This is a genomic window from Vulcanococcus limneticus LL, from assembly GCF_002252705.1.
In the GTDB taxonomy this organism is placed as follows: Bacteria; Cyanobacteriota; Cyanobacteriia; order PCC-6307; family Cyanobiaceae; genus Vulcanococcus; species Vulcanococcus limneticus.
Map to the genome: position 1 here is coordinate 67,401 of NZ_NQLA01000005.1, position 12,736 is coordinate 80,136.

Consider the following 12,736-nt stretch of genomic DNA (forward strand, 5'->3'; position numbering starts at 1 on the left):
CCGCCCGCCGCCAGCCCGACACTGGGAGCACACTCACCCCTCCAGCAGGCTCCGCAGCATCCAGGCGGTCTTCTCGTGGATCTGCAGCCGCTGGGTGAGCAGGTCGGCGGTGGGCTGATCGTTGGCGGCATCGGCCAGCTCGAACACGCCACGGGCGGTGCGGGCCACGGCCTCGTGGCCCATCACCAGCTCCTTCACCATCTCCAGGGCAGGCGGCACCCCCTGGGTTTCCGGGATCGAGGCCAGGGCGGCGAAGGCGGCGCCACCGAAGGGAGCGGGATGGCCCAGGGCGCGGATGCGCTCGGCGACTACATCGAGGGCATTCCACAGCTCCGTGTACTGATCCATGAACATCAGGTGGAGCGTGTTGAACATCGGCCCGGTCACGTTCCAGTGGAAGCCGTGGGTCTTGCCGTAGAGCACATAGGAATCAGCCAGCAGCCGGCCCAGGCCCGCGGCGATGGCCTGGCGCTGGTCTGCGGGGATGCCGATGTCGATCGGGGGTGCGACGACGGCGGAGGCCTTGGCCATGGTCCTGTCCGGAGTGAATCCGGGGTGGAGATGCCCTCGTTCTAGCGATGGCCTCCGGCCTACCACCCAGCCCGCAGCAGTTCGTCAGTTCCAGGGCCAGATCAACGCAAGACCCGCCCAGGCCACGGCCAGCTCAGCCCAGGTCCAGCAGGTAGTCGCGCACGCGGCCGCGGCGCTGGGGCTGGCGCAGCTTGTGCAGGGCCCGCGACTCGATCTGCCGCACCCGCTCGCGAGAGAGATGCAGCCCCTCGCCGATCTGGGAGAGCGTCTGGGGGGTGTCGTCCTCCAGTCCGTAGCGCAGGCGGATCACGGCCGCCTCCCGGCTGCTCAGTTCCTCCAGCAGGGCTTCCAGGTCGGCGTGGAGCTGCTCGCGGCTGAGATGCTGCTCCGGCGTGGCGTGGCTGTCCTCCAGCAGGTCGCCGAGCTCGGTGTCCTGGCCCTGGCCCACCCGGGCCTCCAGCGACACGGACCGCGGCACCTGCAGCAGGATGAGGCGCACCACCTCCTCGCTCAGGCCCAGCTCCTGGGCCAGGTCGGCCACCGAGGCGACGCGGCCCTGGACGCTGGCGATCTGGCGCTGGGCCTTCTTGATCCGGTTCAACTTCTCCGTCACGTGCACCGGCAGGCGGATCGTGCGGCTCTGGGTGGCGATCGCCCGGGTGATGCCCTGGCGGATCCACCAGTAGGCGTAGGTGCTGAAGCGGAAGCCACGGGTGGGGTCGTACTTCTCCACGGCCCGCTCCAGGCCCAGGGTCCCCTCCTGCACCAGGTCCAGCAGTTCCAGGCCGCGCTGCTGGTACTTCTTGGCCACCGCCACCACCAGCCGCAGGTTGGCCTGGATCATGCGGTCGCGGGCGCGGCGGCCCCGGTGCAGGGCCTGCCTGAGATCGGCCACGCTCAGCTCAAGCCGCTCGGCCCAGGCCCGGTAGCCCTCCTGCCGCTCTGCCCGCAGCTCGGCGGGGCCCAGTCCGGCGCGCTCCGCCCACTGCTGCAGGGTGGGAGCGTGGCCCAGCTGGACGGCCAGCTGCCGCTGGCTCTCCTCCAGGGCAATCAGGCTGGCCAGCGCAGGGGTTTCGGCGGCCAAGCCGCCCCGCTCCCGCAACAGCTGCTCCCGCCGCTGCACCAGGCGGGCCAAGGTGAGTTCCTCCTCGTGGCTGAGCAGTTCCACCCGGCCGATGTCCTGGAGGTAGAGACGAACCGGATCGGTGCTGGCGCACCGTGGGCTCGGGCGGCTCCCGGAACGGGACAAGGCGTGGGGCACCGGGCCAGGAGGGTCTGGGGACAGTCCAAGGCTCGGGTCTCAGTTGAGAAGGTCTGGCAAATCCCGGGTTTCTGTTTGGGATTGCGTCATGGCTGGTCCCTCCATGGCCGGGGATCGTCGTGGGACGTTCCGGCATCGGGACCGGCTCCGCCGTCTCAGCCCTCCTCCTCCACCCAGGTGCTGGCCACGTGCAGTTCCTCCAGCTGCTTCGCTGATACGCCACCGGGGGCGCCGGTCATCAGGCAGCGGGCCTGTTGGGTCTTCGGGAAGGCGATCGTGTCGCGGATCGACTCCTCGCCCGCCAGCAGCATCACGATCCGGTCCACGCCATAGGCCAGGCCGCCGTGGGGTGGTGCGCCCATGTCCAGGGCCTCCATCAGGAAGCCGAACTGGCGGTTGGCCTCCTCCAAGGGCAGGCCGATGGTCTGCAGCACCTGGCGCTGCAGGGCCGAATCGTGGATGCGCAGCGAGCCGCCACCCAGCTCCAGGCCGTTGAGCACCAGGTCGTAGGCCTGGGCCCGGGCGGTGGGCAGGGTGTCGGCCCAGCGTTCCGGATCGCTGCCGAGATCTTCGGCGTTGGGGGCACAGAAGGGGTGGTGCAGGGCCTCGAGACGGTTCTCGTCGACGTTGAACTCGAACATCGGGAAGTCCACGACCCAGAGGAAGTTCCACTGGTCGTTCTCGCGATCGGGCTTCACCAGACCCAGCTCGCGGGCCAGGAACTGGCGCACCCGATCGAGGGCCTTGTTGACCGTGGCGGTGTCGCCGGCCCCGAACAGCAGCAGGGTGCCGGGCTGGGCGCCGGTGCGCTCCAGCAGTTCGGCCTTCCTGGCGTCGGAGAGGTTGTCCTTGATGGCGCCGATCGTGTCGATCTCGCCGCCCTCGCGCACGCGGATGAAGGCCAGGCCACCGGCGCCGGCGGCCTGGGCCTCGGAAAACACGTCGCCGCCGGGCTTGATGCGCACGTTGCTGATGGCGTCGTTGCCGCCGGGCACGGCGATCACCTTCACCGCGCCGCCGCCGGCCACGGCACCCGAGAACACCTTGAAGCCCATGTCCGCCACCAGGTCGCTCACGTCGGTGAGCTCGAGGCCGTAGCGGGTGTCGGGCCGGTCGGTGCCGTAGCGCGCCATGGCCTCATGCCAGGTGAGGCGCGGGAAGGGGCGGGGCAGCTCCACGCCTTTCACCGCTTTCCAGATGCTGGCGATCAGGGCCTCGTTGAGCTCCAGGATCTGCTCCTGGTCCATGAAGCTCATCTCGATGTCCAGCTGGGTGAATTCCGGCTGGCGATCGGCCCGCAGATCCTCGTCGCGGAAGCAGCGGGCCACCTGGTAGTAGCGCTCCAGGCCGCCCACCATCAGCAGCTGCTTGAACAGCTGCGGCGACTGGGGCAGGGCAAACCACTCGCCGCCGTTCACACGGCTTGGCACCAGGTAGTCGCGGGCGCCCTCGGGGGTGGAGCGGGTGAGCACCGGCGTCTCCACCTCGATGAAGCCCTGCTCTTCGAGGAAGCGGCGCATGGCCTGCACGGCCTGGTGGCGCAGGCGCAGATTGCCGTTCATGCGCTCGCGGCGCAGATCCAGATAGCGGTGGCGCAGCCGCAGCTCCTCGCGGGTGTTCTCCTCGTCGTGCACCGACACCGCGAAGGGCAGGGTGCCCTTGACGGCGTTGAGCACGGTGATGCCGCTGGCCAGCACCTCCACGGCGCCGGTGGCCAGCCGCTCGTTGATCGATTCGGCCGGGCGGGCCCGCACGGTGCCCTCCACCCGGATCACCGTCTCGTTGCGCAGGTGCTCAGCAACGGCGAAGGCGCTCGCCCCCAGGTCCGGGTCCACCGTGATCTGCACGGTGCCGCTGCGGTCCCGCAGGTCGATGAAGATCACGCCGCCGTGGTCGCGGCGCCGATCCACCCAGCCGCAGAGCTGCACCGCCTGGCCGGCGGCATCTGCACGCAGGTCGCCGCACCCGTGGCTGCGCATCAGATCAAACGAGGGGAATCAGCGAGTTTCCCACGCAGCGGGACAGGCAGGGGCACCGGTGGCACCGACTGCGGCGGGGCCCGGAGGGGGGTCAGCACCGGGCTGGGTCGGCGTCAGCGCCGATAGAAGGGGCGTTTCACCACCACGGCCGGCTCGGCCTTGCCGCGGATCTCCACAGCCAGCTCGCTGCCGATCCTGGCGGCGCCGGCCGGCACCAGGGCCAGGGCGATCGCCTTGCCCAGGCTCGGCGACCAGCTGCCGCTGGTGACCTCCCCCACCGGCTCTCCGTTCCAGAGCACCGGGTAGCCGTGCCGGGCGATGGCCCGCCCCGCCAGCTCCAGGCCCACCAGGCGCCGGCCCACACCCTCGGCGCTCTGGCGCTCCAGCACCTCCCGGCCGATGAAGGGCTTGGGCATCTCCAGGTGCACCAGCCAGCCCAGGCCCACCTCCAGGGGGGTAGTGCTGGCGTCCATCTCGTTGCCGTAGAGGTGTAGGCCCGCCTCCAGGCGCAGGGTGTCGCGGGCGCCGAGGCCGCAGGGGGCCACGCCCTCGGCCAGCAGCTGCTCCCACAGGGCCAGGCCGGCCTGGCGCTCCAGCAGCAGCTCGAATCCGTCCTCACCGGTGTAGCCGGTGCGCCCCACGAAAACGGGGGCGCCAGAGGCGGCTCCCTGGGCCGAGCCGGCCAGACGCAGCGTGCGGTGGCCGAAGCGGGGCAGGCCGCCCAGGTCGACGCCCGCCAGGGCCTCCAGGCGGGCCGGGGCCTCGGGGCCCTGCAGGGCCAGCAGCACCCCGTCGCCCTTGCGGTCGGCGATGGTGATGCCCTGGGGCTCCAGCTGGCTGCGCAGCCAGGCCGTGTCGGCCTCGGCGCAGGCGGCGTTGATCACCAACAGCAGCTCGTCGGTCTCGGTGGGGTCATCCTCGGTGGGGTCATCGGCTGCGGTGCGATGGCCCCGGTCGTAGACGATCAGGTCGTCGCGGATGCCTCCGGCTTCGTTGAGCAGCACGGTGTAGCAGGCCTCGCCGGGGCCGATGCGGAACAGGTCGCTGGGCACCAGGCCCTGCAGAGCGTCCTTGGCGCCCTCACCCCGCAGGCGGAGCACCCCCATGTGGGAGATGTCGAACACCCCGCAGCCCTGGCGCACGGCCTGGTGCTCGACCACCAGGCCGGCGAACTGCACCGCCAACTCCCAGCCGGCGAAGGGCACCAGGCGCCCGCCTGCCGCGCGGACGGCCTCGAACAGGGGCGTGCGCGCCAGGGGCGCGGCCGGGGCGGCCTGGGCTTCGGCCATAGCGGCGGCTCGGCAGGTGCTCGGATCCTATGGAGGACGGGCTTCGGGGCGGCTGGCGGGGTCTTCCGATGGGCTTCTGGATCCCGAAGAGAAGCCGCAGCTTTCGGGTTTCCGGGTATCCACTTTTGGCCTATCGCCCTAGCTTGGGCCACCCCTACGGGTCTGGATGGGCCATCGTCCCAGCTGCCGCAGCTGTCGCCACTGCACGCCCCTCAGCGGCGTGGAGCAGGGCTGGTGTCAGCTGCGCCAGCTGTCGATCCATTGCGAGCTGGCCGGGGACCTGTGGTGTCACCATTGGACCGCCCGGGCTCCGCGCCTGCCAGTGCTGGGCAGCGGACAGCCCGTTCTTGCCCCTGCCGCCGAGCGCCAGCTCGTCCTGGCGGAACTGCTCCACAGCGACGCGGCCTGAGATCCCACAGCTCGCCTGGGCGCCGCGGGTCCCGGCCTGGCCAGGCGGTTTCACCCCACGGCTCGGCGGCATCAGCCAGCGGATTGGCACCACCCGCCCAGGATTGGACGGGGCCCCTCTGGGCGGATTGTGCGTTTGGTATCGCAGAAGGCTTGCCCGTGGTGCGATCCTGCAGGTCTGACTACGACGTACTGCGGAGGTGGGTTATTGACCACGACCCTGTTGGCGGCCACGCCGCTTGACCTGATGGCGGCCCAGGTGGACAGCGACTGTCTGTCGTTTCCCACCGGCGCCCCGATCTTCCGGCGCGGCCAGGCCGCTGATGCCATCTATGCGGTGCGCCGCGGCATCGTGGAGGTGACCAACCCGGCCGGTGAGCACCTCTGCTACCGCCCGGGCGAGTTGTTCAGCTACGAGGACATCGTCTGGCGGGACTGCACCTACCGCAATGACGCCATCGCCCGCACGCCGGTGGAACTGCTCAAGCTGGATCGGCTGAGGTTCCTCAACCTGCTGCACAACCACCCCACCCTGGCGGTGCAGCTGATCGGCCAGCAGCACGAGCGGCTGCGGGAGCAACGGGCCAGCGGTAGCTGCGCCTACTGAGGACCAGAGGGGGGCCGCCGTTCGCTGGCCCCTTGGCGATCCAGGGCCCAGCGAGCCGAGGCCCAGCGAACTGAGGCCCAGCGAGCGAAGACTCAGCGATCCAGCAGAAACAGCAGGCTGCGCACCACCTTGGCGGCCAGCACGCTGCTCACACCGCTGGGATCCAGCTGGGGCGCCAGTTCCACCACATCGGCGGCCACCAGAGTGTGGTGGCGCAGCTCCTCCACCAGGGCGGCGAAATCCTTCCAGAGGAAGCCGCCCGGCTCGGGGGTACCGGTGCCGGCCATCACCGCCGGATCGAACCAGTCCAGATCCACGGTGAGATAGAGGGGCTGGCCGCGCAGGGGCTGCAGCGCCTCGGCCATGCGCTCGATCGCCACCAGCCGGCCCGTCTGGCGCAGCTCGCTGAATTCCTCGCGGGTGCCACTGCGGATGGCGATCTGAAGCAGCTGCTGGCTGGGCAGCACCTCCAGGCAGCGGCGCATGGCACAGGCGTGGCTGTGGTGGGCGCCGAGCCACTCATGGCGCAGGTCGGCGTGGGCATCGAGCTGCACCAGCACCAGTGCGGGGTACTGGGCAGCCACGGCGGCCACGGCGCCGGAGCTGATCGAGTGCTCGCCGCCCAGCATCAGCGGCTTGAGCCCCAGGGCCAGCACGGCCTCGGTGGCGGCCTTCACCGCCGCCACCACCGGCTCAGGGGCGCCGAAGGGGATGTCCACCGCGCCGAGGTCGGCGATGGCCAGCTCCTCCAGATCGCGATCGAGCTGGGGGTCGTAGCTCTCCAGGCCGCTGCTCACCTCGCGGATCGCCGCCGGCCCGAAGCGCGTGCCGGGGCGGAAGGAGGTGGTGCCGTCGTAGGGCACGCCGAACAGGCCGACGCGACAGCCGGCCGGATCGCGCTGGCTGCCCATGTAGATGGCGCCGTCGCTGTCAAACAGATCCGTGTCGAACAGGGGGAGATCGGACTGGGGCATGGCGGGCGGGTGGGGATCTCAGGGGTGGTTCCAGCGGGCGGATGGCCTCAGGGCGCTCCGCTGTGGATCAGGCGCTGAGGGAGTGGAGGGAGCGGAGGGAGCGTTCAATGGCGGCGGGGATGGCGTCGAAAGCGCCGCGCTGCCAGCGGGGGGACCAGATCTCACAGCCATCGACGACGGCCGCGGCACGGGAGGGATCCGGCTGCAGATACCGACGGCCGTCGATGGCGGCGAACGTCCAGCTCCACCAGCCACTCGGATACATCGGCACCCAGCCATACATCGGATCGGCGTGGCCGAACACCGCGCGGATCAGCTGCACGGTGTCGAGGTGCACCTGGCGGAAGGCCTCGGGCGATTCGCTCTGGGTGGCGAACACGCCGCCGGGCCTAAGGATGCGGCGGCACTGCTCGAAGAAGGCCCGGTTGAACAGACCCTCAGCCGGGCCGGCGGGGTCAGAGCCGTCGACAATCACCACGTCGTAGCTGGCGTCGGGGGCGTTCGCTGCCCAGGCGATGCCGTCGCCCACGGTGAGGTGGAAGCGGGGATCACTCCAGGCGCTGCCGCCGATCGAGGGCAGGTACTGCTGGCTCCACTCCACCACCAGGCCATCGATCTCCACCATGTCGAGATGCCGCACACCGCTGTGGCGCAGGCACTCGCGGGCGGTGCCGCCATCACCGCCGCCGATCACCAGCACCCGCTCGATACTCGCCGCGCTGCACAGGGCCGGATGCACGATCGCCTCGTGGTAGTGACGCTCCTGGCGCTCGGCGGTCATCCAGCAGCCATCGAGCAGCAGGCCCTTGCCGTAGCGCTGGCTGTCGATGATGGTGACGCGCTGGAAGGCTGAGGTCTGCTCGGCCAGCACCGTGCCCTCTAGGCCGTAGCGCACGCCGTCGAAGATCTCGTCGATCCAGCCGGAGGCGGGGTTGGGGGTGGAGACGGGCTCAGCCATGGGGCCTGGTGGCGCTGCGTGGCCTCCAGATTTGCGCATCGCCGGTGTCGTCCCCGCCACCTGGCCTCTGCGAGCCTGGGGCCATGGCCGGCGAGCGCCCCACCGACGATCTGCGGGTGACCCCGGCCGTGCGCATCCCGGCGGCGGAGCTGGGCTGGCGCTTTTCACGCAGTTCCGGGCCAGGCGGCCAGAACGTGAACACCACCGATTCGCGGGTGGAGCTGGTGTTCGACCTGGCGGCCTCCCAGGCCCTGCCGCCGCACCTCCAGGCGCGGGCCCTGCGGCGGTTGGAGGGGAAGCTGGTGGACGGGGCGATCGTGGTTGCCGCCAGCGAGCACCGCTCCCAGTGGCAGAACCGGGTGGCGGCCCAGCGGCGCCTGGTGGAGCTGCTGCAGGAGGCGCTGCGGCCGCCGCCGCCGCCGCGGCGCCCCACCAAGCCCAGCCGGGGATCGGTGGAGCGGCGCCTGGCGGCCAAGAAGCAGCGCGGTGCCATCAAGGGGCAGCGGCGCTCGCGGCCCCAGCTCCCGGAAGAGTGATGCCTGGTGTCAGGGGCCCGCATCCCGTGGGCCGCTTTCCGCCCGGATCTGCGCCTTGGCCTGCTGCCACAGGCCCTCCAGCTCGCGGATCGAGCGGCCGCCCAGCTCCCCGCCCAGGGCGGCCTCCACGCGGGAGAAGCGATCCAGGAAGCGGCGGTTCGTGCCGGCCAGGCCCTCCTCCGGGTCGATGCCGCACCAGCGGGCCACGTTCACCAGGGTGAACAGCACGTCGCCCAGTTCCTCCTGGGCATGGGCCCGATCACCGCTGGCCACGGCTTCCTTGAGCTCATCGAGCTCCTCGTGCACCTTCTCCCAGACGCCATCGAGGCCCTCCCACTCGAAACCGGCCGCGGCGGCCTTGCGGGAGATGGTCATCGCGCCGGCCAGGGCCGACTGGCCGCGCACCTTGCCAGCGAGGCGATCGCTGAGGGGGCTGGCCGAAGGCCCGGGCGGGCTGTCCTCGCCAACCCTGCGCCTGGCGGCGGCCTCCTCCGCCTTGATCGCGTCCCAGCTGCGCCGTACCGCCGCACTATCGCCGCCGCTGCCCCGGTTGGACGGCTGCTCACCCTCCACGGCCTCGAACACATGGGGGTGACGGCGGATCAGCTTGGCGCTGATGCCCCGGGCGATCTGCTCCAGATCGAAGCGGCCCGTCTCGCTGGCGATGCGGGCGTGCAGCACCACCTGCAGCAGCAGGTCACCCAGTTCCTCGGCCAGGTGGCGGTCATCGCCATGGCGGATGGCATCCGCCACCTCGTGGGCCTCCTCCAGCACGTAGGGCACCAGCGAGGCGTGGGTCTGCTCCAGGTCCCAGGGGCAGCCGGTCTCGGGATCCCGCAGCCGGTCCACCACGGCCAGCAGCTCGGCCAGGGCCTCCAGGCTGGCGGCGGCCGTCGCGGGTGGAGGGGCGGCCGGATCGACGGGGCGGGGCTCCATGAACGGCGCGGGGCAGCTGGGGCCACCCTGTCATCTCCGCCGCGGGCGGCGCCGGGGACGCAGCAGCGGCCGCAGGATCCGGGGGGTCTTCGGCAAGGGGTCGCCGTCCTGGATCAGGTGCAGCCAGCTGCTGGCCTCCAGTCCCGTAAGGGCGGCGATCAGCAGCGGCCGCTGCAGCTGCCACAGCCCCTGCACTGCGGCCGCGAGCGCCTGGGGAGTCGGCGCGCCCAGGGGTTGCAGCAGCAGGCAGAGGGCCAGGGTCACCGCCGCCAGATAGGCCAGGCGGCCAGCGCTGCCCAGCAGCGGGCTGTGGGAGAGCAGCGAGCGGTGGCGCAGCAGGCGCCGATACGGCCACCACAGCAGCCGCAGCGGACCCCAGCGGCGGGTGGCGTTGGAGCGGGTGTCCAGGTCGGGCGACAGCAGCAGGCCCCCCGCCAGGAAGGCCGCCGTGGCCGCCGTGAGACCGCCCAGGCCGAGCCAGGGCCACCACAGCAGTCCGAAGGGCAGGGCCAGGGCCCAGGTGGTGCGGTCGTGGCTGCGGCCGCTGGCCATGCTGATCTGCTCTGCCTGGGGCGAGTGTGCCTGCAGAATGGCCGCACCGCCCGCTTAGCTCAGCGGTAGAGCGCCTGCCTTACAAGCAGGATGTCGTCGGTTCGAATCCGGCAGCGGGCATCTCCAGATCACCCAGTCCACGACTGGGATTGGTGCAGTCGTGGCAAGGGTTTTTTTGGGAACCCTTGCCGCTGCTATGGGCTCTGTCTTCATGGAACAGAGCGATCAGAGCGGCTCGGTGCCCTCGCTGAGAATCGCCAGGTAGGTGTCGTAGGCGAACAGGCGATTGCGGCGACCGCCCGTTATCTCCCGGGCGATGCCGAGGTCGACCAGGGCCTAGATCGCCTTGCTGGCGGTGGGAAAACTCAGGCCGCTTCGCTCCTTGAGCAGCTTTGTACTGGTGAGCGGCCGCCGGCACAGGGCCGCATAGGCCAGGCACGCTTCAAACTGCACGTGGGCCAGGGCGGCGCGAACCAGTACCGGCAAGGAGTACTCACCGTGGTGGTCGCCGTGGATGAACTGCTCCAGCTGGCCCATGCAGCCCTCCACCAGCCCCGGCGGCGGCGGCACGAAGCGCGCGTTGCCTGGGCGGGTGCCACCGATCCAGTTCTGGCTACGCCGCGACCACGGGCCAGCAGCCGGCCGTGGATCTCGCGCAGCAGGCCAGAGGAGAGCGGGAACCCCTCCGCCAGGCTGGTCAGGCCATGCTCCAGTCCGGCCACGTAGCTGGAGACCTCCACCACGTCGTCCAAGGGAACGCCGGGTGCTTCCTCCAGCTCGAACAGCAGCAGATCGGCCAGCGACGACTGGGTGCCCTCGATCTGGGAGGGCAGCAGGGCCTCCCGCCGCACATAGGCGTGGAGGACCAGCTCGGGGTCGGGCAGGAGGGACCAGACGCCATCGAGGCGGCCGCAGGCCAGCAGTGCCCGCTCGTGCAGCGCCTGCAAGGACCCAACCAGTCCCACCGGCGGCTCAGGGGGCAACGGGGCCGGCACAAAGGCCCGCACCGTTTCTCCGGCGGTGCTGGTGACCTCGTCGTGGCCGGTGGCCTCGCGCCGCACGGAAGCCTCCAGGACGAACCTTGAAGACGCCGTCAGCTTATTCAAGGAAACGGCTTTTCCCATGAATAAGGGCCCTGAGTGCTTGTGGGGCAGCCCGCTCGTCCCGCCGCGGTTTCGGGGCTGGGTGCGATCAGCCACTCGCCCCGATCGAGCCGCTGCCTGACAAGGGGGATGCCGCTGGTTCGAACCCGGCAGCGGGCCTCGTTGCGGAGGCTGTGCCGCAGCCCGCCAGCCGGCAAGGGAGCCCCGACCGCCGATGCCTGCTGCTGTGCCTTTATGACCATAAAGACATTCATTGGGCCCAAAACAATCAGGACACCCGTCGCGCAACGGCCTTAGCGCAGAAACACCAGCGGCTTCTGGCGGACCTTCCTGCCGCCTGCGCAACAGCAGTGGAGTGCGCAGGTCCTGCAGAGCAGCGATGGCCGCCGCCATGGGCCGAGCATGGGCCTCAAGCTCATCTGCGGGAGCGGCTATGGGCCTCCGAGGCCTGCGAGACCGCAGATTCAGCCGAGCCACTCCTGGGATAGATCGGCGATGGCCCGAAACTCTGGATCCTTGTGCAGGAGGGTGGCCCCCACCTGCTGGGCCGCAGCGGCAATCCAGGCGTCAGCCAGAGACAGGGCGTAGCGGGCCTTGATGCTGGCGGCCTGCTCAAGCAGGGGTTCAGAAGCCTCGATCCAGTGCAGCGGCAGGGCCTTGAGCTGCTCGTAGGCGAGCCGACCAGCGCGCTCATCTTCGTCTTTCCAGACCCGATAGAGCACCTCCATGCGGGTGAGGAAGCAGGCGTAGCAGCGCTGGGGCAGCTCCAGCAGCGCTTCCACCCGATCAGCACCAGGTTCATCGTCGCGGAGGGTGAGCAGCGCCGAGGTGTCGAGCAAAACCAGAGACGCCATCACCCGCGCATGGCTTGTTCGGCTTGCCGCTCGGCTTCCCGATCCGCCAGCAGGCGCTGCGTGGAGCCGCCACAGCGGCCCATGCCGCGAAAGGCCTTCACCGGCGAGGGGTCCACGGGCACCACCCGGATGGAGCCATCGGCCTCCACGATCCATTCAAGGCGCTGGGCTGGCGTGAGGGAGAAGCGCTCACGGATGGCAGCGGGAATCACGGTCTGGCCGCGGGCGGTGATGGTGCTGCGCATGGCCAGAGGGGGCAGGCGTGAATTACCAGAATCCTAAAGACTGCATTCATCCGTGCGTGCCGCCGTCAGTCGAGCCAGCGCATCACAGCTGAGGGGCAGCCGTTCCAGGGGCCAGTGGCGCAGGCGCTGATGCTGGGGGCCTACGGCGCGTTCGTCGATCAGCAGCAGATCCAGGTCGCTGCCCACGGACGCGGTCCCCCTCCCGTAACTGCCGAACACTCCCACGCGCTGGAGGCTGGGCCGCGCCCGGCGCTGGGCTGCGGCCCAGGCCTGAACCTCCTGCTCAGGCCGGGGCCAGCGCAGCACGGATTGCGTCAACGAGCGCACGGGCATGGCAGAGGGCGGCCTGGCTTTGCAGGCGACCGAAATGATCGGTGGGGGCACCTTCCGGAAGGCTATCGGGGTAGCGGGTGGGGATGTACAAGGCATCGAGCACCCTGAGCCGATCCTCCAGATCCGCCACCTCGGCATCGAGAGCCTGGGCCACTTTGCCTGGCCGCCAG

The 12,736-nt window shown here is 70.5% G+C and carries 16 protein-coding genes and 1 tRNA gene; 4 read left to right on the top strand and 13 right to left on the bottom strand.

From position 1 onward, the window contains the following. Positions 1-33: 33 nt before the first annotated feature. From CJZ98_RS04465 to gcvT, 4 genes are all read right to left on the bottom strand, one after another. Positions 34-531 carry a Dps family protein gene (locus tag CJZ98_RS04465; RefSeq protein ID WP_094588776.1) on the bottom strand — a complete coding sequence of 166 codons (498 nt, stop codon included), beginning with the start codon at positions 529-531 and terminating at the stop codon, positions 34-36. Between the two features lie 133 nt (positions 532-664). After that, positions 665-1,780: a sigma-70 family RNA polymerase sigma factor gene (locus CJZ98_RS04470; protein WP_198537481.1), complete on the bottom strand. Its 1,116-nt coding sequence runs from the start codon at positions 1,778-1,780 to the stop codon at positions 665-667. A gap of 167 nt (positions 1,781-1,947) precedes the next feature. Beyond that, on the bottom strand, positions 1,948-3,771 hold the full coding sequence (aspS, locus tag CJZ98_RS04475; protein ID WP_094588780.1) for an aspartate--tRNA ligase: 1,824 nt from the start codon (positions 3,769-3,771) through the stop codon (positions 1,948-1,950). A gap of 113 nt (positions 3,772-3,884) precedes the next feature. Then, the gene (gene gcvT / locus CJZ98_RS04480; protein ID WP_094588782.1) at positions 3,885-5,060 is read right to left on the bottom strand and encodes a glycine cleavage system aminomethyltransferase GcvT; all 1,176 of its coding nucleotides are present in this window, start codon (positions 5,058-5,060) and stop codon (positions 3,885-3,887) included. A gap of 166 nt (positions 5,061-5,226) precedes the next feature. On the opposite strand from gcvT, the gene CJZ98_RS04485 reads away from it, so the two are divergent. Next, positions 5,227-5,469, top strand: a complete 243-nt coding sequence (locus CJZ98_RS04485; protein WP_094588784.1) for a hypothetical protein — start codon at positions 5,227-5,229, stop codon at positions 5,467-5,469. A 207-nt stretch (positions 5,470-5,676) separates the two neighbouring features. Further along, a complete protein-coding gene (locus CJZ98_RS04490) occupies positions 5,677-6,075 on the top strand; it encodes a cyclic nucleotide-binding domain-containing protein (RefSeq protein WP_232756190.1) in 399 nt (132 codons plus the stop codon). A 92-nt stretch (positions 6,076-6,167) separates the two neighbouring features. Here CJZ98_RS04490 and speB read toward each other — a convergent pair whose 3' ends face one another. Beyond that, positions 6,168-7,049, bottom strand: coding sequence for an agmatinase (speB, locus tag CJZ98_RS04495; protein WP_094588788.1), 882 nt, complete (start codon positions 7,047-7,049; stop codon positions 6,168-6,170). A gap of 67 nt (positions 7,050-7,116) precedes the next feature. Further along, positions 7,117-8,007 (bottom strand): polyamine aminopropyltransferase, encoded by an 891-nt coding sequence (speE, locus tag CJZ98_RS04500; protein ID WP_094588790.1) that lies wholly within the window; start codon positions 8,005-8,007, stop codon positions 7,117-7,119. Between the two features lie 83 nt (positions 8,008-8,090). Here speE and arfB point away from each other — a divergent pair, with 83 nt between their 5' ends. Beyond that, a complete protein-coding gene (arfB, locus tag CJZ98_RS04505; protein WP_094588792.1) occupies positions 8,091-8,543 on the top strand; it encodes an alternative ribosome rescue aminoacyl-tRNA hydrolase ArfB in 453 nt (150 codons plus the stop codon). A 9-nt stretch (positions 8,544-8,552) separates the two neighbouring features. Here the strand turns inward: arfB and mazG are convergent, their stop codons facing one another. Both mazG and CJZ98_RS04515 read right to left on the bottom strand, forming a co-directional pair. After that, positions 8,553-9,479 carry a nucleoside triphosphate pyrophosphohydrolase gene (gene mazG, locus CJZ98_RS04510; RefSeq protein ID WP_094588794.1) on the bottom strand — a complete coding sequence of 309 codons (927 nt, stop codon included), beginning with the start codon at positions 9,477-9,479 and terminating at the stop codon, positions 8,553-8,555. A 30-nt stretch (positions 9,480-9,509) separates the two neighbouring features. Then, a complete protein-coding gene (locus CJZ98_RS04515) occupies positions 9,510-10,031 on the bottom strand; it encodes a DUF2227 family putative metal-binding protein (RefSeq protein ID WP_094588796.1) in 522 nt (173 codons plus the stop codon). Between the two features lie 48 nt (positions 10,032-10,079). On the opposite strand from CJZ98_RS04515, the gene CJZ98_RS04520 reads away from it, so the two are divergent. Further along, positions 10,080-10,151: transfer RNA gene (locus CJZ98_RS04520), tRNA-Val, on the top strand. Between the two features lie 245 nt (positions 10,152-10,396). Here CJZ98_RS04520 and CJZ98_RS04525 read toward each other — a convergent pair. The 5 genes from CJZ98_RS04525 to CJZ98_RS04545 all read right to left on the bottom strand — a co-directional run bounded on the left by CJZ98_RS04525 (position 10,397) and on the right by CJZ98_RS04545 (position 12,720). Beyond that, complete coding sequence (locus CJZ98_RS04525) at positions 10,397-11,092, bottom strand: Fic/DOC family N-terminal domain-containing protein (protein WP_198537482.1); 696 nt, start codon at positions 11,090-11,092, stop codon at positions 10,397-10,399. Positions 11,093-11,598: 506 nt separating this feature from the next. After that, a complete protein-coding gene (locus CJZ98_RS04530; protein WP_094588798.1) occupies positions 11,599-11,988 on the bottom strand; it encodes a PIN domain-containing protein in 390 nt (129 codons plus the stop codon). Next, the gene (locus CJZ98_RS04535; protein WP_094588800.1) at positions 11,988-12,233 is read right to left on the bottom strand and encodes an AbrB/MazE/SpoVT family DNA-binding domain-containing protein; all 246 of its coding nucleotides are present in this window, start codon (positions 12,231-12,233) and stop codon (positions 11,988-11,990) included. The genes CJZ98_RS04530 and CJZ98_RS04535 overlap by 1 nt, the downstream gene beginning before the upstream one ends. 33 nt (positions 12,234-12,266) lie before the next feature. After that, positions 12,267-12,539, bottom strand: coding sequence for a nucleotidyltransferase domain-containing protein (locus CJZ98_RS04540; protein ID WP_232756191.1), 273 nt, complete (start codon positions 12,537-12,539; stop codon positions 12,267-12,269). Beyond that, complete coding sequence (locus CJZ98_RS04545) at positions 12,517-12,720, bottom strand: HEPN domain-containing protein (protein ID WP_094588804.1); 204 nt, start codon at positions 12,718-12,720, stop codon at positions 12,517-12,519. The genes CJZ98_RS04540 and CJZ98_RS04545 overlap by 23 nt, the downstream gene beginning before the upstream one ends. Positions 12,721-12,736 lie beyond the last annotated feature (16 nt).

Bases quoted from the DNA above. Each gene is read 5' to 3' on its own strand.
- CJZ98_RS04465 (WP_094588776.1), bottom strand. From the start codon at position 531: ATGGCCAAGGCCTCCGCCGTCGTCGCACCCCCGATCGACATCGGCATC.
- CJZ98_RS04535 (WP_094588800.1), bottom strand. From the start codon at position 12,233: ATGCGCAGCACCATCACCGCCCGCGGCCAGACCGTGATTCCCGCTGCC.
- arfB (WP_094588792.1), top strand. From the start codon at position 8,091: ATGGCCGGCGAGCGCCCCACCGACGATCTGCGGGTGACCCCGGCCGTG.
- speE (WP_094588790.1), bottom strand. From the start codon at position 8,007: ATGGCTGAGCCCGTCTCCACCCCCAACCCCGCCTCCGGCTGGATCGAC.
- aspS (WP_094588780.1), bottom strand. From the start codon at position 3,771: ATGCGCAGCCACGGGTGCGGCGACCTGCGTGCAGATGCCGCCGGCCAG.
- gcvT (WP_094588782.1), bottom strand. From the start codon at position 5,060: ATGGCCGAAGCCCAGGCCGCCCCGGCCGCGCCCCTGGCGCGCACGCCC.
- CJZ98_RS04485 (WP_094588784.1), top strand. From the start codon at position 5,227: ATGGGCCATCGTCCCAGCTGCCGCAGCTGTCGCCACTGCACGCCCCTC.
- CJZ98_RS04530 (WP_094588798.1), bottom strand. From the start codon at position 11,988: ATGGCGTCTCTGGTTTTGCTCGACACCTCGGCGCTGCTCACCCTCCGC.
- CJZ98_RS04515 (WP_094588796.1), bottom strand. From the start codon at position 10,031: ATGGCCAGCGGCCGCAGCCACGACCGCACCACCTGGGCCCTGGCCCTG.
- mazG (WP_094588794.1), bottom strand. From the start codon at position 9,479: ATGGAGCCCCGCCCCGTCGATCCGGCCGCCCCTCCACCCGCGACGGCC.
- speB (WP_094588788.1), bottom strand. From the start codon at position 7,049: ATGCCCCAGTCCGATCTCCCCCTGTTCGACACGGATCTGTTTGACAGC.